Genomic DNA, 21918 nt, shown 5'->3' with positions numbered 1-21918 from the left:
CCGTTGTCCGCGATATGGGGGCAAATATCGGTGATCAGGCTCACCCGCGCATTCACCAAGAATTTCTTCTACAGTTTGTCTCGTTCCGGTCCGACGATGACGTCCCGGAACCGTACGGACAAAGTTCTCGGATGCAGGCCGAAATTCTTGTCACTATTCGGATCGGCAATTCCCTTACCGCGCACGGGGAACGGCCGATGGGCAGCTGAAGGTGTGTCATGGAATTCATCGAACTGGCCGATTATCCGTTGCCTAGCGGCCGTGTGATCGAGTGGCTCCCGACAGCCACGTCACACTGGGCCGACTGGCCGCGAGATACTCGCGCCGTTTCCTACAATCACGAACATCATCTTCGAGATGCGGTGGAACACAGTCGAATACGAGATCGCCGCCACTACTGGCTCGGGCACGCGTACCGGATCGACGGGCCGCTCGACCCGCAGGCCTGGCGTACCGCCTTCGATGCCTGGATCGACCGGCACGAGGGTCTGCGCTCGCACGTCGCCATCGAGGGCGGCCAGCCGGCCAGGTACACCTTGCCGCCCGGTGACATCCGGGTCCAACCGGTCGACGCGGGTGCGCCGACCTCGACGATGGCGACATATCGCCTGGTACACGGGCTACTCGACGACGGAACCTCGCCGCTGCGCTGGCCCTCCTACGTCGCCGTGACCATCGCGGGCCGCGACAGCTTCACCGTCGTGTTCGCCGCCGATCACTCGATCATGGACGGCTACTCCACCGTCTCCACCGGCGGCGAGCTGCACGCGCTCTACAACGCGGTCCGCGCTGGCAAGTCCGCGCAGCTCTGCGATACCGGCAGCTACGTCGACTTCTGCCATGACGAACGCGTCCGCGCCACGGCGGCCACCGCCGACCACCCGGCCGTGCAGACCTGGCGGACGTTCTTCCCGGAGAACACCGAGAACACCCTGCCCTGCGGCACGTTGAGCAAGGTGGCCGCGGCTCCGATCGAGTTCACCGGCCCCGCGCAGGCCTCGTCGCGTCGGGTGCCGCAGCGCAATCTGTCGGTCGAGGTGCTCGACGCCGACGCGGCCGACGCGGCGGCCTCGGTCGCCAGGGAACAGGGCCAGGGGCTGTTCGCGGCCCTGCTCGCCGCGTTCGCGGTGACCACCACCGAGCTCGGCGCCGGACGGGATTTCCGCACGGTGATCCCGCTGCACACGCGCACCGAGGCGCAGTGGGCGGACACGCTCGGCTGGTTCGTCGGGCTCGCGCCGTTCCAACTGGACTGCGGTCCGGCGCGCAACCTCGCCGAGCTCATCCAGCCCGCGGGCGAAGAACTGCGGCGCACCCGTGGCGCGGCGACGGTGCCGTTCGGCCGGGTCTGCGAACTGCTCGGCACCCGGCCGCGCATCTCGTTCATGGTGTCCTACATGGACGTACGCGGCGCCCAGTCGGCCCCCACCTGGGTCGATACCAACACCCGCTGGCTGCGCAGTCGCAACGTCTCGGCCGACGAGTTCTTCTTCTGGTTCGTCCGCACGCAGCAGGGCGTGACGCTCAACATGCGCTACCCCGGCACCACCAAGGCGACCCGCGACATCCATCGGCATGTGCTGCGGATGCGCGATCTGCTCGCCGAGTTCACCCGCTACGGGGACGCCCGAATCCGTCCGATCGAAGGAGCGCCGCTGTCATGGTAGAGATGACCCTCACCGAACACTGGCAGCCGAAACCCGGCGTGCTACTCGAGTTCACCACAACGGCGGCGAGCCAGGCCGCCACCGAAACCACCGCGCCCTCCGACATTCCCGCGACGTACCTGCAGGAATCGCACATCCGCCGCTGGTCGGCGCGCAGGCAGACCAACGACCCGCTCGCTTCCGAGCTCTCGTTCTGCTTCTCGATCGCGCGACCGCTCGACGCGGAGGCGCTGCGCCGGACCTACATCGCGTTCCTGCAGCGCCACGAGACCTTGCGTTCGTGGTTCCGGATCAACGAGTCCGACGGCGGATTCGCGCTGACCAGATACCTGCTCGACCCGGCGGCGGTCGATCTGGAGACCCATACCCTGGCCACCTTCACCGACAGCGGCGAGCTCCGCGACACCCTGGTGGCGAAGTTCAAGGCCAACGCCGATCCGACGCGCTGGCCCGCGATCGTCTGCTGCGCGATCGACCACGGTGCGGACGGATTCACCATCGTCTACAGCGCCGACCACGCGTTCACCGACGGCATGTCGGTGCTCACGTCGACCTACGAATTCCACGCGCTCTACACGGCTTTCAGTACCGGCCAGGAGCCGGTGCTGCCGCCGGTCGGCAGCTACGTCGAGTTCGCCAGGACCGAGCGCGCCGCCGTCGCCGCGCGGCCGCCGGAGTTGGAGCAGCTGGCAGGGTTGCTTGCCGAGAAGGCCCATCAGGTCCGCCCGCTGCCGATCGAGCTCGGCCTCGCGCCCGGCGAGGTGGCCGACAGTTTCGGCACCAAGGTCGACATGCTCGACGCGGCCGAGATCGACGCGTTCGCCGCGGCGTGCAAGAACGCGGGCGGTTCGTTCTCCGCGGGCCTGTACGCCGCGGTCGCGCTGGCCGAGCTCGAATTCGCGGGCCGGACAAGCTATCTGGGCATGAACGTGGTCGGCACCCGAAACGAGCCGCAGTACCAGCTCGCGCAGGGGTGGTTCATCAACCTGATGCCGATCGCGTTCGATCTCGACGGGGCGCAGCGGTTCACCGAGCTGATCGGTCGCGCCGGTGTCGCACTGGACTGGACCAAGCCGCTGTCGAACGTCCCGATCCATGCCGCGCTCGAGCGGGCGGCCGAACTCACCGGAGCGCCGCTGCCTGCCACGACGGACTGGCCGTGGGTGTCCTACCTGGACATGCGCGCGGTGTCCGGTCCGGCGCTGGAGGCCGCACTGCCCGGCGTCTCCGGCATCAACGGTCTCGGCTCGCGCAGCAAGATCGGGCAGACCTCGCCGATCTGGTTCAACAGGGAGCTGGAGCGGCTGCACGTCACGATGATGTATCCGGACACGCCGGTCGCGCACAAGTCGGCCGCCGAGTATCTGGAGCAGATCCGCACCACCTTGCGCGCCATCGCCGCGACCGGCGATTTCGCGGTCACCGCACCAGCTCTCGCGAGGTCATGATGCAGTTGCTTTTTCTCGACCAACTGAATGCACCACCGGGCACCCTGCTCGAATGGACCGCGGTCGCCGAGCCCGGCCCGACCCCCGACGCGACACCACCATCGGCCAACCAGGCGATCCACCTGGCCTCGGGCGGGCCGACCACCTGGCTCGCCGCGACCTTCGACGTGGCTGGCCCGATCGACGAATCCGCTTTGCAGACGGCGTTTTCGGCGTGGCTACCGCGCCACGACGCCCTGCACTGCAGCTTCGAACGCCCTGCGGAGGGCAAGCCCGCCTCGGTGCACGTGGTGGTGGACAGCGACATCCGGCTCGTCCCCCAGCCCGCCGTCGAGACCGCGACCACCGAGGACCTGCGCACCGTCCTCGGCGGCAGGCTCGATCAGGCATGCTCGCCGTTCACCTTCGCGCCGTACTTCCTAGGTGCCGTCAGCAGGTCCGAAACCTCCACCATCGTCTGCGGATTCGACCACGCGGTGTGCGACGCCTGGTCGATCACCATCGCGGTGGCGGAGTTGGACGAGCTGTACCGGGCCGCCTGCGAGGACGGCCCCGACGGTGCCGCGGCGGCCGCCGACCGGCTGCCCGAGCCGGGCAGTTTCCTGTCCTATTCGACCAGGGAAGCCGCCATTCCGGCGGCGGCCACCGCGCCATTGATCCGCTCGTGGCGGGACTTCCTGCACGCGGCGGGCAACGACCTGCCGCACTTCCCGCTGGATCTCGGCCTGCCCGTCGGGTCGGTGGCGCCGTTCGGCAGCGATGTCCGGCTGCTGCTCGGTGCCATGGCCACCGACGCGCTGCACCGCAAGTCGCGCGCCGACGGGTATTCGATGTTCGCGGCGCTACTCGCGGGGGTGGCCATGGCGGCCGCCGAACTCGGCGGCCGCACCGGCATCGACCTGGTGTTCCCCGTGCACACCCGGCGCGAACCACGACACCACAACACCTTCGGCTGGCTGGTGTCGAACGCACCCGCGCATGTGCCGGTGGCGCACGACTTCTGCGCCACCGCGCAGGCCGCCGACGATGCGATCCGGTCTGGGCAGCGGTTGGCGCAGGTGCCCGCCAACCGCGTGCTCGCCGAAATGGGCAGTGACCTGCGCCGGACCAGGCAGGATCTGTTCAGCGTCTCCTACACCGACTACCGGCGCCTACCCGGCGGTTCGCGCAGCGACACGACCCGCACGGTGCCGCGCAATCCGGCACAACTCAGCCGCAGCGCACCGCTGGACGACGTGCAGCTGTGGTTCACCCGCACCGATGACGGGCTCGCCCTGCGCACCCGCTTCCCCGCGACGCCCACGGCGGCACCGTTGATCGGTGAGTTTCTCGACAAGGTCGCCGCGAACCTGTCCGCGGCGATCTCGGTTCGGGTATGACCGATCGCTACTCGCACCGCGTCCACCCCGCTAGACCCGCAGGCTCGGCGACCCCGGCAACGGGGGCGTCGAGTCGCGGGATCGCGGCCTCGTTCGGGCCGCCACCATCGACAAAGCACGACTGCCGGGTAGCCGAACCCGATAGTCTCAGCACAGGATCCAGCGAGAGAAATCTCGTGAAAGCCGGGAGCGTCCGACGATGAAGGCTCTGGTCAGCAACGAATCAACGACGTCACCGGACGCCGAAGCGCAGTGGCGGGGCACCGCGCTACTACGACCCGGCATCCTGGCTTTCGAAGGCGAGGTCCTACCGACCGAACTGCACGCCCATCACGCCGTGCAGATCATGGCCTCGTGTACCCCCGTCATGGTCGTGGACGGCAGCGGGGTGCGGCGCGAAGGCAGCCACCTCATCGTGCCGACCGACTCGCCGCACCGGGTCTGCGGCGGGGCCGCGCACGGTCTCGCCGTCTACCTCGATCCGGAGACCGTGGCCGGTTCGGCCGCCGATCGGCGAGCGCATCTGCACGGTTGGGTGCAGAGCCTCAACGTGGATCCGGGGCAGGGCAGGCTGGCCGAGCACGTGTCGGACATCCTCACGGATCTGCTGCGCGACAACAAGGCAGCCGAGCGCGACGATCGGCACGGCGTGGTGACCGCGGCGTTGCAGCTGCTGCCCGACATGGTCAAGGACGGCTCGGTCCGCGGCTCCGACGTGGCCAGGCAGCTGGGGATCTCGGCGACGCGGCTCACCCATCTGTTCACCGAGCAGGTCGGTATTCCGTTGCGGCGCTACATCCTCTGGCTGCGGCTCTACATCGCGATGAACGGCGTGATGGCCGGTGCCGACATGACGACGGCGTCCGCGTCGGCCGGGTTCACCGACAGCGCCCACCTCACCCGCACCTGCCGACGCACCTTCGGGCTGCCGCCGTCGATGATGAGTCCCGACATCGACTGGGACATCAGCCTTTGACGGGCAGTATGCTCGGAGCATGATCTCGCGGGCCAGGCTGACGGCGTATGCGGTTTTCGCATGCGTTCTGCCCGCGTTGCTGCTCTTCGTGATTCCGGCGGGTGAGCCGGGTTCGGTGGCCGCCGTCGGCCTCGTCGCCGCCTCGCTGTTCGTCGCGCTCGCCGCGGTGCATCCGCAGGCTCGACTGCCGCTCCCGCTGGTCGGTTCCGGCCCGCCGCCGTCCGCGCAACGCCGCCGACGCGGCTCTTTCCTGCGCCAGAGCAATCCTGACACCCCAGGGCGTCCGCGCCCACGAGCGCCAGGGTGCGCGACCGCCTGACGTTCACTCCGCACCGGGTGCGGGGTGGGCGTCGGCGTTGTCGTCGACCCCTTCCGTTCTCGTGCGCCTACGCACGCCCACAGTCAGGTGCTCTCATGCTCGACTTCGTCTACTACCCTGTGTCCGCCATTCTGTGGCTCTGGCACTACGTCTTCGCCGCGGCTTTCGGTCCGGCGAGCGCACTCGCCTGGGTGCTTTCGGTGATTTTCCTGGTGCTCACCCTGCGCGCCGTCCTTTTTGTGCCATTTCTCAAACAGGCGCGCAGCCAAGCCATTGTCAAAAAATTGCAGCCCAAGGTTGCCGCTTTGAAACAAAAATACGCGAGCGATCGCAGGCAACAGGCTCTAGAGGTACAGAAACTCTATAAAGACAATGGCATCAATAGCTTCGCGACACTGATTCCGCTCATCGGTCAGCTTTTGGCATTCCTCGGCCTGTTTCATGTGCTGCGTTCGTTCGACCGCACCGGGGCCCTCGCGCATCTGCCCTTTCAGGCCATCGCAACCCCGATGACGCCGGAGCAGAACGCCGCGACGCCCAATTACGTTTTCAGCGCCACCGATGTGCAGTCGTTCCTGCAGGCGAAGATTTTCGGCGCCCCGCTGTCGGCCATCCTGGCCGGCACCGGCGATCTCCTGGCAACGGTGGCCGTCGTCGCCGTCCCGCTGATGCTGATCGCCGCTGTCGCAACGCATTTCACCGCACGCGCGTCGCTGTCCCGGCAGGACACCACCGTCGCACTCCCCATGATGCGCCCGCTCACCCTGTGGGCCTTCCCCGCGTTCGCCCTGATCGGCGGGGCGCTGGTGCCGGTGGCGATCCTGCTGTACTTCGTCACCAACAACGCGTGCACCCTCGCCCAGCAGCATCTCGTCTATCGCCGGCTCGACGCGGAGGCCGCCGCCGAGGCCGCGCGGACTGCGGCCGTCCGCGCGCAGTCGGCTCCGAAACCAGGTGCCAAACCCATCCGGCACCGATGAGCACCGGGGGTGGGTGCACCGACGCACTCGCCCCCGGTCACACCGCGTCGAGCGCTTGCCGTCGTTGCGCGGTCTGCCTCGGGAACGAGTTGCGCGATCCGCCCTCGGAACCGTACGGGATCAGGACGACTGCTCGGGCTATCCGCGGACGGGCCTGGCTTCCAGGTAGTACTCGGCCGACAGTGCCTTGACCCATTGACGGACCACCGGAGGTGCCCACCGCACCGAGGGGTCGTGCCGCACGGCCGGGTCGATCAGCTCGATCGCCCGGCCGCGCGTGTGCAACGTGAAAGCGCCTGCGGCGGTGATGTTTTTGACCCAGTCGGTGTCGCGGCCATAGGTCAGGGCTATGCGGTAGACGCCGTCGCGCTCGAACACCGAGACCGGAGTCCGGTAGTCGCGCCCGGACTTGCGGCCTTTGTGTTGCACCAGGGCGAAGCCGGGGACGCGGTCGGCGACAAGGCTCGCCGCGCGATTGGTCGCATGCCGGTTGAACTTCGCCAGTGCGCGGGGTAGCACCATCGGCGCGGTCCTCTCTCGAGTCGGCGTGCGACCTCACGTTACTCTCGAGCGGTGTCAGCGCAGCCGGAACGCGTCCAGCAGAAGTCCGAGATGATCGCCGTCTACGACGCGGCGGGGCGGGTGACCGGCGCGGCCGATCGGGCCGAGGTCTACCGCGCGGGAATCTGGCATGCGAGCGCCGGTGTGCTGGTTCGTTCCGGCGACGGCGAGCGGATCTACGTGCATCGCCGCACCGACACCAAGATGGTGTTCGCGGGCATGCACGATTGTTTGGCAGGCGGGGTGATCGGGCCGGGTGAGACCCCGGAGGAGACCGCGGTCCGGGAACTCGCCGAAGAACTCGGCATCATACTGTCCGGGACCGAACCGCGGCCGCTGGCGCGGGTGGCCTGGGATGGCGAGTGGCAGGGAAAACCTATGCGCTGCCACCTTTTTGCCTACGAAGTGCGCTACGACGGACCGATCCGCCACCAGCCCGAGGAGATCGCCGACGGCTGGTGGTGGACCGACGCGGAACTGCGCGCCCACCTGGCCGACCCGGACTGGCCGTTCGTGCCGGACACCCGGGTACTCGTCGGCGATCTGCTCATCTGAGCGAGGTCAGGACGCGCTGCCGCTACCCAGCGACAGGAAGGCGGCGAACAGGTTGGCGACAACTTCGAGCAGTTCCATAAATTCTCCGTTTGTTTGGCTATACCGATGAAGCACCGGAGCTTCGACGACCGACATGGCCGATGCCAGAACACCGGGGGAACACCGATGATCGCCGCGCCGGATTACCCGGAGGAGGCTACCGAACTAGCCCACGCAGCGAAAGCGCCAGGATTCCGCGTCTGCAGCAGCACCCGCCCCGGGCCCACGAAATCGAAGACGAAGCCCTCACCGGACTTCAGCGACTGGATGGACCGCCCGACCACCGCCCGCCGGATGGTGAAGTTCATCGCCAGGTCGTAGGCGACCACATGCCCGGTGTCGATGGTGATCGGCTCGCCCGGCTGCAGATCGATGACGTCGATGGCGCCGAACACACCGACGACGACCTCGCCCTCGCCGTGTGCGCGCAGGCCGAACCCGCCCTCGCCGCCGAACAGGTTGGCGAAGCCGCCCCACTTGCCTTCCACTTGCACCCCATGGGAATTCGCGATCCAGCCGCCGCGGCTGATGAAGAACGGGCGGTCCTGGGTGATCTGCAAATTCAGCATGTCGCCGGGCAGGGCGGGCGCCACGTCCACCCAGCCGCCCTGCTGCGGCGCGGTGAACGTCGAGACGAAGAACGATTCCCCGGCGAGCACCGAGCGCTTGAGCCCGGCCAGGATGCCGCCTTCGGCCTTGGCCGCCAACGTGACTCCCGCCGAGTGCGCGACCATGGCGCCGCTCTCGACCCGCATCGGCTCGCCGCCCGCGAGGAAGCACCGCGCGATGGCCGATGCGGGGTTATGGCGCAGTTGTACCTTCATATTCGCCGACCCTACCGCCTGATTCGCGGTGGCAGGGACACCATTTGCCGGGGTTACTCGGCACCATGTGCCTGCCCGCTCACTTCCCCAGGTCGCGCAAGGCCGCATCGTCGCGGGCGACCACCGCGCCGCCGTCCGCGGTGAGCACGATGGGCCGCTGAATCAGCTTCGGGTGCTCGGCCAGCGCCGCGATCCATCGGTCCCGGTCGGCGGGGGTGCGACCCCATCCGGACATGCCGAGATCCTTGGCGATCTGCTCGCCGGTGCGGGTGATGTCCCACGGCTCGGCGCCGAGCCTGCGCAGCACGGCGCGCAGCTCGTCGACCGTCGGCGGCTCGTCGAGGTAGCGCCGCACCGAGTATTCGACGCCCGCCTCGTCCAGGTACGCGGTGGCGTTGCGGCTCTTGGTGCACCGCGGGTTGTGCCAGATCTCGGTCTGCCCAGATGTCATGCAGGCAGGGTACCGAGCCACGCCGACATCACCGTCGAGACACCGTTTGAGCGCCCGCTACCTGGATAAGCTCGACTCGATGCGTAAACGAATGAACTCGATCAACACCCTGGATCGCCGCCTGGTGCAGCGCACCGCGCACTGGCGCGCCTCGCCCGCCGATCAGGCGCTGCGGTCACTCAGTATGAGCGCCAACCACAGTCGCCTCTGGATGGCCATCGCCGCCGGACTCTTCGTGGCGGGCGGGCGGTCCCAGCGCCGCGGTGCGGTGCGCGGCCTGGCCGCGGTGGGCATGGCGAGCGGGCTGGCCAACGGCGTCGCCAAGCCGCTGTTCCCGCGGCGCAGGCCGCCGGTGCAGGCGGTGCCGCTGCTGCGGCGGTTGGTCAAGCCGCCGGTCTCCTCCTCGTTCCCGTCCGGCCACGCGGCCTCCGCGGCGGCGTTCACGACCGCGGTGGCGCTCGAGTCGCCGGGGACGGCCGCGGTGCTCGCGCCCCTGGCCGTCGCGGTGGCCTATTCCCGGGTGCACATCGGCGTGCACTGGCCCTCGGACGTGGTGGTCGGTGCCGCGCTCGGCTCCGGCGTCGCGCTGGGCACCCGGCGGTGGTGGGCGGTGCGCGACGACGAGCCCGCCGCCCTCGGTCCGGCCAAGCGGACCGAACCGCTACCCGAGGGGCGCGGCATGCTGCTGGTGGTCAACCCCTCGTCGGGCCCCGGCGACGGCGCCGAACAGGTTGCGCTGCTTCGCAACCGGTTGCCCGCGGCGCAGCTGCTCGAACTGAACGGTGACATCGACCTCGACGCCGAGATCGATCAGCGGGTCCGGCGCGACGACATCGCGGCGCTCGGCGTGCTCGGCGGCGACGGCACGGTGTCGGCCGTGGCCGAAGCCGCTGTGCGACACAGTCTTCCGCTGGCGGTCTTCGCAGGCGGCACGCTCAACCACTTCGCGCGCGATATCGGCGTCGAGGAGCCCGCGACGACCTTCGCCGCGCTCGACGCGGGTCAGCTCATGCTCGTCGACACCGCCCAGGTGACGTTGGACGACGGGGAGAAGCGCACCTTCGTCAACACCGCGAGCCTCGGCGGCTACCCCGACTTCGTCCGGCTGCGGGAGCGCTGGGAACGACGCATCGGCAAGTGGCCCGCGGCCGGGATCGCCATGCTGTGCGTGCTGTTCCGAGCCGAGCCACTGCGCGCGATCGTCGACGGTGAACACAACGACCTCTGGATGCTGTTCGTCGGCAACGGGGCCTACGACCCGGCGGACCAGATCCCCATGTCGCGTCCCCGACTGAGCGACGGCACCCTCGATATCCGGTATCTGCGTGCGGACCTTCGCTTTTCGCGGCTGCGCCTGATCTTCGCCACCTTCACCGGCACCCTGAATCGCTCGGACACCTACGTGCATCGGCGCGTCGGCCGCCTGAACGTTCAGGTCGAGGGCGCTCCGGTCTCGCTGGCCACCGACGGCGAGGTCGCGCACCAGGCCGAGAGGCTCGACTTCACCAGCCAGCCGGCCGCTTTGGCCGTGTTCCGGGAAGCGCAGCCCGACGACGTAGGGTGATCGATCCGTAGCAGCAGGGTGGCGGCAGCACGCTCACGCCACCCTGCTGCGTCGGATCAGCTCACGTAGCCGTCGGCGACCTCCAGTACCTCGTCGACGATCTCCAGGCCGACGCGCAGGTCGTCCGCCGACGTGGTGAGCGGCGGCGCGATCTGGAAACGGTTGCCCACGCTGAACGGCCACAGACCGCGGGCCTTCGCGGCGGCGGTCACCTTCGCCATCGGCTCGGCGGCGGCACCGGCGGCGGCGAACGGGACCAGCGGTGTCCTGGCCTCCGGATCGCGCACCAGCTCGAGCGCCCAGAAGAACCCGAGCCCGCGCACCTCCCCGACGCTCGGATGCCGGGCGGCCAACTCCTGCAAGCCTTTTCCGAGCACGTCGGCGCCCACCGACCGCACGTGGTCGAGAATGCCGTCGCGCTCGTAGATGCCGATCGAGGCGACACCCGCCGCGCAGGCCAGTGGGTGCCCGGCATAGGTGAGGCCGCCGGGATAGACGGTGTGGTCGTAGCGCTGCGCGATCCGTTCGGCGATGAGCACGCCGCCGAGCGGCACGTAACCCGAGTTCACGCCCTTGGCGAAGGCGATGAGATCCGGTGCGACGTCGAAGGCCTGCACCGCGAACCACTGCCCGACCCGGCCGAAGCCGACCATCACCTCGTCGGCGATGTAGACGATGCCGAACTCGTCGCAGAGCGCGCGCACGCCCGCGAGATAGCCCGGCGGCGGGATCAGCACACCGTTGGTCCCGACGACCGTCTCCAGGATCAGGCCCGCGATGTTCTGCGGGCCCTCCAGCTCGATCACCTGCCGCAGGTGGGTCAGCGCCGCCGCCGTCTCCTCCTCGGGAGTGCTTGTGCCCCAGGGGGATCGATACGGGTACGCGCCGAAGAAGCGCACCACGTCGACGTTGGTCGGCTCGGCGGCCCAGCGGCGCGGTTCACCGCTGAGCCCGATCGCCACACCGGTGCCGCCGTGATAGGAACGGTAAGCGGCCAGCATTTTGGTGCGGCCGGTGAAGCTGCGCGCCAGCCGCACCGCGTGCTCCACCGCCTCCGCGCCGCCGGTGGTGAACAGGATGCGGTTCAGCTCGCCGGGCGCGCGCTCGACGATCAGCCTGGCCAGTTCGCTGCGGGCCTCGTTGCCGACGGTCGGCGAGATGGTGGCCAGCTGCTCGGCCTGGGCGATGATCGCGGCGATCATGTCCGGATGCTGGTGTCCGAGATTGACATTCACCAGCTGCGAGGAGAAGTCGAGGTACCGGTTGCCGCTGTCGTCCCAGAAGTGCGAGCCGGACGCGCCGACGATCGTCGCCGGGTTCAGCTCGGCCTGCGCGGCCCACGGATAGAAGACGTGATCGGTCAACTCACTTACCCCCTTCGGTCAGCGTGACCTGGCTCGGGGCGAAGCCCGCTCCGGTCACCTCGGTTCCACCGGACTTCAGCAATTCCAGTGCCTTCGTGACGTATTCGCTCGTGTAAGCGCTCGCGTCTGGGTCTTTCTTCAGGACGGTGACGCCCTCTTGGTTCTTGGTGTTCTTGGCGATCTGCACGGTCCGCGCCCAGGCGGCCGGGTCGACCATGCCGATCCCGGCGGGTGAGGGCCAGATCAGCTTGTTCACCTCGTTGATCTGCCACTGCTGATGGCTCGCGCCGAGCGTGGAGCCCGCGGCAACGGTGATGTCCCGGCATTTGTCCAGGTTGTCGCGGCAGAACACCCAGCCTTTCAGTGAGGCCGCGATGAATTTCACGGTCTGCTCCTGATATTGGGTGTCCTTCAGCTTCTCCGAGTTGGCCCAGATCGCGTCCTGCAACATGGCGACGCCTTCGTCGTTCCAGTCGATGGTGGCGAAATCGTCTGCGGTGTAGAGCTTTCCGGTGGCCGGGTTCTTGGTCTCCAGCAGCTGTGCGTACTCGTTGTAGGACATGGCCTGGGCGGCGGCGATGTCCTTGGCCAGGAAGGCGTTCATGTCGAACTGCTGCTGCACCAGCTTGACGTCCCTGGCGGGATCGATGCCCGCCTTGGTCATGCCCGCGAACAGCTCGAATTCGTTACCGTAGCCCCAGTTTCCGACGGTCTTGCCGCGCAGCGCGGCCGGACCGGTGATGTTGTCGGACTTGAACGACACCTGCTTGGTGCCGGAACGCTGGAAGATCTGCGCGACATCGGTGATGCCCGCGCCCGCCTCACGCGAGGCCAGCGCCTTGGGCACCCAGGCGATGGCGTAGTCGGCCTGCCCCTGCGCCAGCACCGTCTGCGGGACGATATCCGTTCCGCCGTCCAGGATTTCGACCGATAAGCCCTGCTCCTTGTAGAAGCCCTGATCGACCGCGGCCAGGTAGCCCGCGAACTGCCCCTGCTTGAACCACTGCAGTTGCAGGCGCACCTTGGTGAGGCCGTCGGCTGTGGAGGTGGAGCCGCCGTCGGTGGTGCTACAACCGGTCAGCGCGGTCGCGACCAGCGCGGCGAGCGCAAGGCCGATCCGGAATCGCTTGGGGGACTTCGTCATCTAGATCTCCAGAGGGTGGTGCGTGGTCTACGGGTGAGCAGTTCGAGAAGTAGGACAGCGGCCAGGAAGAGCAGACCGACGAGCACAGCGCCCGCCACGTACGCCCACGCCCTGGGGTAAGCGGTATTCGCCGCTGCGGAGGTGATGCGACTGCCGAGCCCGTTCTGCAGGCCGCCGAAGTATTCGGCGATGACGGCCGCGATCACCGCACCGGGGGCCGCGATGCGCAGACCGGTGAACAGGTACGGCAGTGCCGCGGGCAACCGGACGGTGCGGGTGATCTGCCAGCCGCCCGCCGCGTACGACGTCATCAGATCCGTATGGACCTGCGGCACCTGGCGCAGGCCCCTGGCCGTGCTCACGAACATCGGGAAGAACACGACGATGGTGACGACCATGCGGCGCGGGGTGTCCGTGGTGGTCGAGTACATCGAGTTCAGCAAGGGCGCGAGGGCGACGATCGGCACCGCCGCCGCGCCGGCGGCGAGCGGGCTGAGCAGGCCGTCGACCAGATGGAACCGGACGGCGAGCATCGCGGCGACGATGCCGAGCACCGCACCGACAAGCAGGCCGATCAGGGCGTTGGTTCCGGTCGCGGTCGCGGCGTCGGCGATGCGATCGAAGTTCTCGGCGAACTCGCTCGCGATGGCCGTCGGCGCGGGCAGCAGGAACGACGGGACACCGGCGGCGACGGTCAGCACCTGCCACAGCGCCAGACCACCCACGCCGAACAGCAACGGCGGCAGCACCGTTCGCCACGGCAGCACCGGCTTCCGCGGCGAGGTCATCGCAGCTCCCGCCCTGCCGCCGCGGCACCGTCCCCGTCGCGCAGCGCCGCGCGCACGGCGGCCACCGCCGCGAAGAAGGCCGGGCTGGAACGCACTTCGTCGCCCGCCTCGGCCGCGTCGCGCCGACCCCAGTCGCCCGTCGGCACGATCTCGGTGATGCGGCCGGGGCGCGGCGACATCACCACGACCCGGTCGGACAGGAACACCGCCTCCGGAATCGAGTGGGTCACGAACACCACCGCCGCCTCGGTCTCGCCCGCGATCCGCAGCAACTCGCCCTGCATCCGCTCGCGAGTCATCTCGTCGAGCGCGCCGAACGGTTCGTCCATCAGCAGCAGCGAGGGTTTCGGGGCCAGCGCCCGGACGATCGCCACCCGCTGCTGCATGCCGCCGGACAGCTCGGCCGGATAGCGCTTGGCGAAATCGGCCAGCCCCGCCATCTCCAGCAATTCCGCACTGCGCGAGCGCCGTTCGCTCTTGGGCACCTTGTGCAGTTCGAGCGGCAGCTCGACGTTGGCCTGCACGGTGCGCCAATCCAGCAGGCCGGACTGCTGGAACGCGATCCCGTAGTCCTGGTCGATCCTGGCCTGCCGCGCGGTTTTACCGTGCACGGTCACCGTGCCCGCGGTCGGCTGCTCCAGATCCGCGATAATGCGAAGCAGGGTGGACTTGCCGCAGCCGGACGGGCCGATCAAGGAGACGAATTCGCGCGGTGCGACGGTGAGAGATACGTCCGAGAGGGCGGTGACCGAGCCCGCGGTGTAGACCTTGTCGACGCCGGTCAGTTGGACAGCCGCAATCTGTTCGGCGGTCGCTGTGCTGTCGGTGCGGGTGTCTCCGGCCCTGGCTTGCCCAGTCGCGCGGGCCTCCCCGGTCACGCTCTCCTGCCCGGCGGCGCCTGACTGCCCGTCACTTGAAATCCCCTTTTCGGTCGTGGCGACGACTGGTCGTCCTTTGAGGGTCAACGGGTACCTCCTGATGAGCTGCCGCGGTGGTGGCGGCGGTAGTAACTGAGCGCGGATTTGGGGTCGCCGCTCCGCATGGGCGGTGCGCCGCACATCGCGGCGCATTCGGCGATGGCTCGAGCCCCATCAGCGCGCGAACGGGCACTCACCGGTCGGCTCCTGGGGGCCGAGTGGCCCCGACCGGCCTGCTGTAGCGACGCAGCGCCAGCTCGGCCATACCGACAACCGCGGTGACGACGACACCGAGCAGAGCGGCGGCCAGGACCGCCGCGTAGAGGCGGGAGGCGTCGCCGGTGGCCTGCTGGGAGAAGACGATGATCTGGCGGCCGATGCCACCCGCGGTACCGGTGGAGATCTCCGCGACGACGGCCCCGATCACCGAGGCCGCGGCGGCCAACCGCAGGGCGGGCAGCAGATGCGGGACGGCGGCCGGAAGTCGTAAGTGCAGCAGGGTCTCCCACCAGCTGGCCGAATAACTGTGCAGCAGTTCGACCGACGCCTTCGACGGTGACTGGAGTCCGCGCAGCATGCCGACCGCGACCGGGAAGAAAGCCAGGTACGAGGCGATGACCGCGATGCTCATCCACGGTCGCCACGGCTCGCCCGCGATCACGATCTTGCCGCCCCACCCGGCGACCAGCGGAGCAAGCGCGATCAGCGGAACGGTTTGCGACACAATGATGTACGGCAGCAGGCCACGTTCGACGAAGGCGAAGCGCTGCATCACCACGGCGAGCAGTACACCGATTACGGTGCCGATCAACAGCGCGAGCAACGCCAGCCCGAGGGTGAATCCGGCGGTCCGCACCAAGGTGAGGCCCACCGTCGCGTTGCCGTCCCGCTCGCCGAGCACCGTCACGACCGCCCACACGTGCGGCAGCGCTCCGTCCCCGGTGCGTGGCAGGATCCGTTGGTCCCCGATGCTCACTCCGCTCTCGGGGACAACGAGTTTCACCAATTCCCAGCAGCCGAGCACCAATACCAGCACGACGACCGCGTACACGGCCCGTGCCGTACGCAATCTCATCTGTACTCCGCACCCAGCTCAGCCACACCGGTACGTACCACGGCCATCAGACCACCTCCGTGGCGGTCACCGGATGCGCGAGCCGCGGCAACACCGACTCGCCGTACGCCTCCAACGTCGCGGTTTTCGCGTCGTGCTGCAGGTACACCGCGAACTGGTCGACGCCGAGTTTCTCCAGCTCTCGCAGCCGCGCCAGGTGATCATCCGGTGTGCCGAGCAGGCAGAAGCGGTCCACGATGGTGTCCGGCACGAACTCCGCGTGCGTATTTCCCGCGCGCCCGTGCTGGTTGTAGTCGTAGCCCTGCCTCCCCGCGATGTACTCGGTCAGCGCGGCCGGAACATCGCTGCCCGCACCATATTTCGCCACGATGTCGGCCACATGGTTGCCGACCATGCCGCCGAACCACCGGCACTGTTCGCGAGCGTGCGCCAGACCCGCGTCCGACCCGTCGGTGACGTACGCCGGTGCCGCGACACAGATTTTCACCGCGCCGGGGTCGCGACCGGCCCGCTCGGCGGCGGCCCGCACCCGCGCGATGGTCCACGCGGTGATGTCCGGGTCGGCGAGTTGCAGGATGAACCCGTCGGCGACCTCGCCGGTGAGATCCAGTGCGCGCGGGCCGTATCCGGCCATCCAGACCTCGAGCCGGGAGTCGCCCGCCCACGGGAACCGCACGATCGTGTCCCCGACCCGGGCGCTGCGCCCGTTGCCGAGCTCCCGGATCACCCCGATGGCCTCCCGCAGCGTGGCCAACGTGGTGGGTTTGCCGCCGAGCGTGCGCACCGCCGAGTCGCCGCGGCCGATGCCGCAGACGGTGCGGTTGCCGAACATGTCGTTCAGCGTGGCGAAGGTCGACGCGGTCACCGTCCAGTCCCGGGTGGCCGGGTTGGTCACCATGGGGCCGACCACGACCTTCCGGGTGGCGGCGAGGATCTGGCTGTAGATGACGTAGGGCTCCTGCCACAGCAGGTGCGAGTCGAACGTCCAGACGTGCGAGAACCCGTGCGTCTCGGCCTGTCTGGCCAGTTCGACCACCCGGGAGGCGGGGGGTGTGCATTGCAGCACCACACCGATGTCCATGCGGCACTCTCCGTTTCGAAGTCGGAGACAGCTGTGCTGTCAGATGAGGTTCTGCGACAGTGCGCGTTTGACGAACCGGCCGTGCCCGGCGCTGCCCAGGTAGCTGCCGTCGTCGATGATCACCCGGCCGCGGGAGAGCACGGTGTCGACGTGGCCGTCGATCTCGAAGCCCTCGTAGGCCGAGTAGTCCATGTTCATGTGGTGGGTCTTGCCGAGCCCGATGCTGGTGTGCCCGTTGGGGTCGTAGATCACCAGGTCGGCGTCCGCGCCCGGACTGATCACGCCCTTGCGCGGGTACATGCCGAACATCCGGGCCGGCGTGGTGCAGCACACCTCGACCCAGCGCTCCAGCGAGATCTTGCCGCTCTTGACGCCCTGGAACATCAGGTCCATCCGGTGCTCGACGCCGCCGATCCCGTTCGGGATCTTGCTGAAATCGCCTACGCCCATCTCCTTCTGGTCCTTCATGCAGAAGGGACAGTGATCGGTGCTGACCGTGGTGACGTCGCCGGTGCGCAGATAGCGCCACAGCTCGTCCTGGTGACCCTCGGCCCTGGACCGCAGCGGCGTTGAGCACACCCACTTGGCGCCCTCGAAACCTGGCGCGCCCAGCTGTTCTTCGAGCGAGAGGTACAGGTACTGCGGGCAGGTCTCGCCGAAGACGTTCTGCCCGTTGCCCCGCGCGGTGGCGATCTGTTCCAGCGCCTGCTTCGCCGATACGTGCACCACGTACAGCGGCGCACCGGTCAACTGCGCCAACATGATCGCGCGGTGCGTGGCCTCCTCTTCCATCTGCCACGGGCGGCTGGTGCCGTGGAAGTACGGCGCGGTGTCGCCGCGGGCGATGGCCTGCTCGACGAGCACGTCGATGGCGATCCCGTTCTCCGCGTGCATCATCAGCAGTGCGCCCAGTTCACCCGCCGCCTGCATGGCGCGCAGGATCTGGCCGTCGGTGGAGTAGAAGACCCCCGGGTAGGCCATGAACAGCTTGAAGCTGGTCACGCCCTCGGACACCAATTCGCTCATCCCCTTCAGGGATTCGTCGTTGACCTCACCGATGATCTGATGGAAGCCGTAGTCGACGGCGCACTTGCCCGCCGCCTTCTGATGCCACGCGCCGAGCGTGTCCTGCAGCCGCTCCCCCGGCGTCTGCACCACGAAATCGACGATGGTCGTGGTGCCGCCCCAGGCGGCGGCGCGGGTTCCGGTCTCGAAGGTGTCGGACGCCTCGGTGCCGCCGAACGGCATCTGCATGTGCGTATGCCCGTCCACCCCACCGGGAATCACATATTTCCCGGTCGCGTCGAGCACGGTCTCGGCGGTCGCGGCCAGGTCCGCCCCGAGGGCGGTGGCGCCGGGTTGCAGGACGGCGACGATGGTCTCGCCGTCCACCAGCACATCGAGCAGTTGCGATCCGGTGGCCGAGACCACCGTGCCGCCGTGGATGAAGGTCAGTGCCATCTGATCCGCCCCGCGCTCAGGGTGCTACCAGCGGGCCGTAGGCGTCCGGCCTGCGGTCACGGTAGAAGGCCCATCGGTCGCGGACCACTTTGATCAGATCCAGATCGAGGTCGCGGATCACCAGCTCGGGATCGGTGTCCGAGGCGACCTCGCCGACGAACTTGCCCTCGGGGTCGACGAAGTAGCTGGTTCCGTAGAAGTCGTCGTCGCCGTACTCCTCGATGCCGACCCGGTTGATCGCGCCGATGTAGTACTCGTTGGCCACCGCGGAGGCCGGCTGTTCAAGCTTCCACAGATAGCCCGACAGGCCACGCGAGGTCGCGGACGGGTTGAACACGATCTCCGCGCCCGCCAGGCCGAGCGCGCGCCAGCCCTCCGGGAAATGCCGGTCGTAACAGATGTAGACGCCGACCTTGCCGACCGCGGTGTCGAAAACCGGCCAGCCCAGATTGCCCGGCCGGAAGTAGAATTTCTCCCAGAAGCCGTTGACGTGCGGAATGTGGTGTTTTCGGTACTTGCCGAGATAACTGCCGTCGGCGTCGATCACCGCCGCGGTGTTGTAGAGCAGGCCCGGCTGCTCCTGCTCGTACACGGGCAGGACCATCACCATGCCCAATTCCCTTGCCAGCGCGGCGAATCGCTCCGTCGTCGGACCCGGCACCGACTCCGCGTACTCGTAGAACTTCGCGTCCTGCAGTTGGCAGAAGTACGGGCCGTAGAACAACTCCTGGAAGCAGATCACCTTCGCGCCCTGCGCGGCCGCCTGGCGGGCGTAATCCTCATGCGCTTTGATCATGGACTCTTTGTCGCCGGTCCAGTTCGTCTGGACGAGCGCCGCTCGAACGATTCCCATGCTTTGTTATACTTCACGCCGAACCAATTCGGTTGTGTTACAAGATTGCGGAAACAGTTTCGTAGCCGTAAACCTCGAGCCTGGTCGTAGTTCCGGCAACGCCCCCGACGCAGAATGACGGTGTGAGCGAGCGAATCGGCGAGGTTACGGCCTCCACGAACGGGTCGGGGCGGTTCATCGCGGACCTGGCCGACCGGACGCCCGCGGGGATCGCGGCGGCGGTCGGCAGGCTGATCCGTTCGGGGACGTTGACACCGGGCTCGCGGCTGCCCACCGTCCGCGAGGTCGCCCGCGAATTGAAGGTCTCGCCCGCGACGGTGAATCAGGCGTGGCGGGCGCTCGCCGCCGCAGGCGCGATCGTCGCGCGCGGCCGGGCAGGCACCTTCGTCGGCGCCGCCGCAGGCAACGGGTCCGGCACCGCCGTCGGCCGCTACCAACGGCTGCACCCGCCCTCGTCGAGTGGGTTCCGGATAGATCTGTCCCGTGGCACACCCGACCCGGAACTGCTGCCCGATCTGGGCGCCGCGCTGCGCGACCTCACCACAGACGGCGCCGGCGACCTCGCCGCCGACTATCTCGGCGAGGCGGTGTTGCCCGAGCTCGCCGCGAAAGTCCGGGCGGACTGGCCGTTTCGCGCGGAACGGCTCGCCGTCCTCGACGGCGCGTTGGACGCAGTGGACCGGTTGCTGTCCGCGCACGTCCGGCTCGGCGACGCGGTAGCGGTCGAAGACCCGTGCTTCCCACCGTTTCTCGACCTGCTCGCCGGTCTCGGCGCCCGGCCCGTTCCCGTCCGGATGGACGAATCCGGTTTGCTGCCCGATGAACTCGCCCGCGCCGTCACGGTGCACGGCGCCACCGCGCTGATCCTGCAACCGCGCGCCCAGAACCCCACCGGCGTCTCACTCACCGCCGCCCGCCTCCGCGAACTCGCCGAGATGCTGCGGGACGCGGGCACTCTCGTCATCGAGGACGATCACTCCGCCGGAATCGCCGCCGCCGCACTGCGTTCTCTCGGCAGCCGACTTCCGCAGCGCACCGTCCATATTCGCTCGTACTCCAAATCGCATGGCGCGGACCTGCGTTTGGCCGTCGCGGGCGGACCCGCGGACCTGCTCGACCCGGTCATCGAACGCCGCATGCTCGGCGCGGGCTGGACCAGCAGGCTGCTCCAGCGCGTCCTGCTGAGCATGCTCGACGACCCGACGGCGATTCAGGCCGTCACCGCCGCACGTAGCGAATATCGCAGGCGCTCAACGGAACTCCGTCGCGCTCTGGCGCGCCGGGGCGTCGCCGTCGCGCGTGGGGACGGCATCAATCTCTGGCTGCCGGTCGCCGACGAGAACGCCGCCATGATCTCGCTCGCCGCGGCGGGCATCAAGACGGCGCCAGGCGGGCCGTTCACCGTCGGCGACCACCCACCCACCGATCACCTCCGGATCACCGTCTCAGCGCTCACCGACGTCGACCTGGATTGGCTCGCCACCGAACTCGCGGCAGCCACCACCGCGGCACCCACCTACCGCCGCGTCCGCCGCGCCGGAGGTCCTTCACATAGCCCATAGACATGCATCGGGTTTGCGAAGAACCTGCTGGTTATGCGAGGCCCCCAGGGGCGTGTGAATTCGGCAGCGATCGAGGCGGTCCCGGCACGCTATCGGCGGCGAGATGCAATGATTCGGCACGGCATCGTCCGGTGCGCAATCCGAATGAAGGAGATTCCTAGCGGTGAGCAGCGAAGTGCAGGGGCGGCATTTAAGCAACAAGTGGCGGTTCGGGGTACCGCGCGGGGTGCTGCGGGTGGTCGGCGTCGCGGCGGTCGCCGCGGCGCTGGCGGCGTTCGCATCCGGCGGCGTCTCGGCCGATACCTGGAGCGTGCGCACCCAGCAGCCCGCCCAGTGCAATGCGCCCGCGGAAGGCGCCGTGACCGCGCGCACCTACCCGGCGCCCGGACCGGCCACCGAGCCCGGCGCCAGCTACGCCGCGACGCTCGACACCACCTGCGGGACAATCCAGATCGACCTCGATCCGGCGGCACCGCAGACGGTCAACTCGTTCGCGTTCCTGTCCAACGAGCAGTACTTCAACCACACCAAGTGCCACCGGATCACCACCCAGGGCATCTACGTGCTGCAATGCGGTGACCCGACGGCCACCGGCACCGGCGGCCCCGGCTATCAGATCCCGGACGAGAATCTGACCGACGCCAAGTACCCGGCGGGCACCGTAGCCATGGCGAACGCAGGCCCGAACACCAATGGCAGCCAGTTCTTCCTGGTCTACCGGGACAGCCAGCTGCCCCCGAGCTACACCCCGTTCGGGCGCATCAGCGGCGGCCTGGACGTGCTCCAGTCCGTCGCCGCGCTGGGCACCCGAGACGGCGGGCCCGACGGCGCTCCGCGCGATGATGTCGTCCTCAACAAGGTCGAGATCGCCAAGAAGTAGCACCCATCGACAAATGGCGGCGTCTTCGGA

22 protein-coding genes are annotated in these 21918 nt (G+C 68.5%); 10 read left to right on the top strand and 12 right to left on the bottom strand.

From position 1 onward, the window contains the following. Positions 1 to 362 precede the first annotated feature (362 nt). The 6 genes from ACIHA7_RS22235 to yidC all read left to right on the top strand — a co-directional run bounded on the left by ACIHA7_RS22235 (position 363) and on the right by yidC (position 6769). Positions 363 to 1667: a condensation domain-containing protein gene (locus ACIHA7_RS22235; protein ID WP_397292678.1), complete on the top strand. Its 1305-nt coding sequence runs from the start codon at positions 363 to 365 to the stop codon at positions 1665 to 1667. Beyond that, positions 1661 to 3115 (top strand): condensation domain-containing protein, encoded by a 1455-nt coding sequence (locus ACIHA7_RS22230; RefSeq protein ID WP_397292676.1) that lies wholly within the window; start codon positions 1661 to 1663, stop codon positions 3113 to 3115. The genes ACIHA7_RS22235 and ACIHA7_RS22230 overlap by 7 nt, the downstream gene beginning before the upstream one ends. Beyond that, a complete protein-coding gene (locus ACIHA7_RS22225) occupies positions 3112 to 4494 on the top strand; it encodes a condensation domain-containing protein (protein WP_397292673.1) in 1383 nt (460 codons plus the stop codon). The genes ACIHA7_RS22230 and ACIHA7_RS22225 overlap by 4 nt, the downstream gene beginning before the upstream one ends. 199 nt (positions 4495 to 4693) lie before the next feature. After that, the gene (locus tag ACIHA7_RS22220; protein ID WP_397292669.1) at positions 4694 to 5470 is read left to right on the top strand and encodes a helix-turn-helix domain-containing protein; all 777 of its coding nucleotides are present in this window, start codon (positions 4694 to 4696) and stop codon (positions 5468 to 5470) included. Between the two features lie 19 nt (positions 5471 to 5489). Next, positions 5490 to 5789: a DUF6412 domain-containing protein gene (locus ACIHA7_RS22215; protein WP_397292666.1), complete on the top strand. Its 300-nt coding sequence runs from the start codon at positions 5490 to 5492 to the stop codon at positions 5787 to 5789. Positions 5790 to 5884: 95 nt separating this feature from the next. Continuing rightward, positions 5885 to 6769 carry a membrane protein insertase YidC gene (gene yidC, locus ACIHA7_RS22210; protein WP_397292662.1) on the top strand — a complete coding sequence of 295 codons (885 nt, stop codon included), beginning with the start codon at positions 5885 to 5887 and terminating at the stop codon, positions 6767 to 6769. A gap of 138 nt (positions 6770 to 6907) precedes the next feature. Here the strand turns inward: yidC and ACIHA7_RS22205 are convergent, their stop codons facing one another. After that, complete coding sequence (locus ACIHA7_RS22205) at positions 6908 to 7291, bottom strand: nitroreductase family deazaflavin-dependent oxidoreductase (protein ID WP_397292659.1); 384 nt, start codon at positions 7289 to 7291, stop codon at positions 6908 to 6910. Between the two features lie 90 nt (positions 7292 to 7381). Between ACIHA7_RS22205 and ACIHA7_RS22200 the strand changes: the two genes are divergently transcribed. After that, positions 7382 to 7885: an NUDIX domain-containing protein gene (locus ACIHA7_RS22200; protein ID WP_397293124.1), complete on the top strand. Its 504-nt coding sequence runs from the start codon at positions 7382 to 7384 to the stop codon at positions 7883 to 7885. A 6-nt stretch (positions 7886 to 7891) separates the two neighbouring features. Here ACIHA7_RS22200 and ACIHA7_RS22195 read toward each other — a convergent pair whose 3' ends face one another. The 3 genes from ACIHA7_RS22195 to ACIHA7_RS22185 all read right to left on the bottom strand — a co-directional run bounded on the left by ACIHA7_RS22195 (position 7892) and on the right by ACIHA7_RS22185 (position 9199). Next, positions 7892 to 8020: a hypothetical protein gene (locus tag ACIHA7_RS22195; RefSeq protein WP_397292657.1), complete on the bottom strand. Its 129-nt coding sequence runs from the start codon at positions 8018 to 8020 to the stop codon at positions 7892 to 7894. Positions 8021 to 8067: 47 nt separating this feature from the next. Beyond that, a complete protein-coding gene (locus ACIHA7_RS22190) occupies positions 8068 to 8748 on the bottom strand; it encodes a TIGR00266 family protein (RefSeq protein ID WP_107657703.1) in 681 nt (226 codons plus the stop codon). 79 nt (positions 8749 to 8827) lie between these two features. After that, the gene (locus ACIHA7_RS22185; protein ID WP_397292652.1) at positions 8828 to 9199 is read right to left on the bottom strand and encodes an arsenate reductase family protein; all 372 of its coding nucleotides are present in this window, start codon (positions 9197 to 9199) and stop codon (positions 8828 to 8830) included. Between the two features lie 79 nt (positions 9200 to 9278). Here ACIHA7_RS22185 and ACIHA7_RS22180 point away from each other — a divergent pair, with 79 nt between their 5' ends. Further along, the gene (locus tag ACIHA7_RS22180; RefSeq protein ID WP_397292650.1) at positions 9279 to 10763 is read left to right on the top strand and encodes a phosphatase PAP2 family protein; all 1485 of its coding nucleotides are present in this window, start codon (positions 9279 to 9281) and stop codon (positions 10761 to 10763) included. A gap of 56 nt (positions 10764 to 10819) precedes the next feature. On the opposite strand, the gene ACIHA7_RS22175 is transcribed toward ACIHA7_RS22180, so the two are convergent. From ACIHA7_RS22175 to ACIHA7_RS22140, 8 genes are all read right to left on the bottom strand, one after another. Continuing rightward, on the bottom strand, positions 10820 to 12127 hold the full coding sequence (locus ACIHA7_RS22175) for an aspartate aminotransferase family protein (RefSeq protein ID WP_397292647.1): 1308 nt from the start codon (positions 12125 to 12127) through the stop codon (positions 10820 to 10822). 1 nt (position 12128) lies between these two features. After that, a complete protein-coding gene (locus ACIHA7_RS22170) occupies positions 12129 to 13271 on the bottom strand; it encodes an ABC transporter substrate-binding protein (protein WP_397292643.1) in 1143 nt (380 codons plus the stop codon). Further along, entirely contained in the window at positions 13268 to 14059 is a 792-nt protein-coding gene (locus ACIHA7_RS22165; protein WP_397292639.1) for an ABC transporter permease, read from the bottom strand. The genes ACIHA7_RS22170 and ACIHA7_RS22165 overlap by 4 nt, the downstream gene beginning before the upstream one ends. Then, complete coding sequence (locus ACIHA7_RS22160) at positions 14056 to 14937, bottom strand: ABC transporter ATP-binding protein (protein ID WP_397292637.1); 882 nt, start codon at positions 14935 to 14937, stop codon at positions 14056 to 14058. The genes ACIHA7_RS22165 and ACIHA7_RS22160 overlap by 4 nt, the downstream gene beginning before the upstream one ends. Positions 14938 to 15169: 232 nt before the next feature. Beyond that, positions 15170 to 16051 carry an ABC transporter permease gene (locus ACIHA7_RS22155; RefSeq protein ID WP_397292635.1) on the bottom strand — a complete coding sequence of 294 codons (882 nt, stop codon included), beginning with the start codon at positions 16049 to 16051 and terminating at the stop codon, positions 15170 to 15172. A 46-nt stretch (positions 16052 to 16097) separates the two neighbouring features. Beyond that, complete coding sequence (locus ACIHA7_RS22150) at positions 16098 to 17132, bottom strand: TIGR03842 family LLM class F420-dependent oxidoreductase (RefSeq protein WP_397292631.1); 1035 nt, start codon at positions 17130 to 17132, stop codon at positions 16098 to 16100. A gap of 39 nt (positions 17133 to 17171) precedes the next feature. Continuing rightward, positions 17172 to 18593 carry a dihydropyrimidinase gene (gene hydA, locus ACIHA7_RS22145; RefSeq protein ID WP_397292628.1) on the bottom strand — a complete coding sequence of 474 codons (1422 nt, stop codon included), beginning with the start codon at positions 18591 to 18593 and terminating at the stop codon, positions 17172 to 17174. Between the two features lie 16 nt (positions 18594 to 18609). Further along, complete coding sequence (locus ACIHA7_RS22140; RefSeq protein ID WP_107657710.1) at positions 18610 to 19446, bottom strand: nitrilase-related carbon-nitrogen hydrolase; 837 nt, start codon at positions 19444 to 19446, stop codon at positions 18610 to 18612. Between the two features lie 122 nt (positions 19447 to 19568). On the opposite strand from ACIHA7_RS22140, the gene ACIHA7_RS22135 reads away from it, so the two are divergent. Both ACIHA7_RS22135 and ACIHA7_RS22130 read left to right on the top strand, forming a co-directional pair. Next, complete coding sequence (locus ACIHA7_RS22135) at positions 19569 to 21008, top strand: PLP-dependent aminotransferase family protein (RefSeq protein WP_397292625.1); 1440 nt, start codon at positions 19569 to 19571, stop codon at positions 21006 to 21008. 163 nt (positions 21009 to 21171) lie between these two features. Next, positions 21172 to 21888 carry a peptidylprolyl isomerase gene (locus ACIHA7_RS22130; protein WP_397292621.1) on the top strand — a complete coding sequence of 239 codons (717 nt, stop codon included), beginning with the start codon at positions 21172 to 21174 and terminating at the stop codon, positions 21886 to 21888. The last annotated feature ends 30 nt before the right edge of the window (positions 21889 to 21918 follow it).

The sequence above is a fragment of the Nocardia sp. NPDC052316 genome (genome assembly GCF_044547795.1).
In the GTDB taxonomy this organism is placed as follows: Bacteria; Actinomycetota; Actinomycetes; order Mycobacteriales; family Mycobacteriaceae; genus Nocardia.
This window is presented reverse-complemented; position numbering and strand designations above follow the sequence as displayed.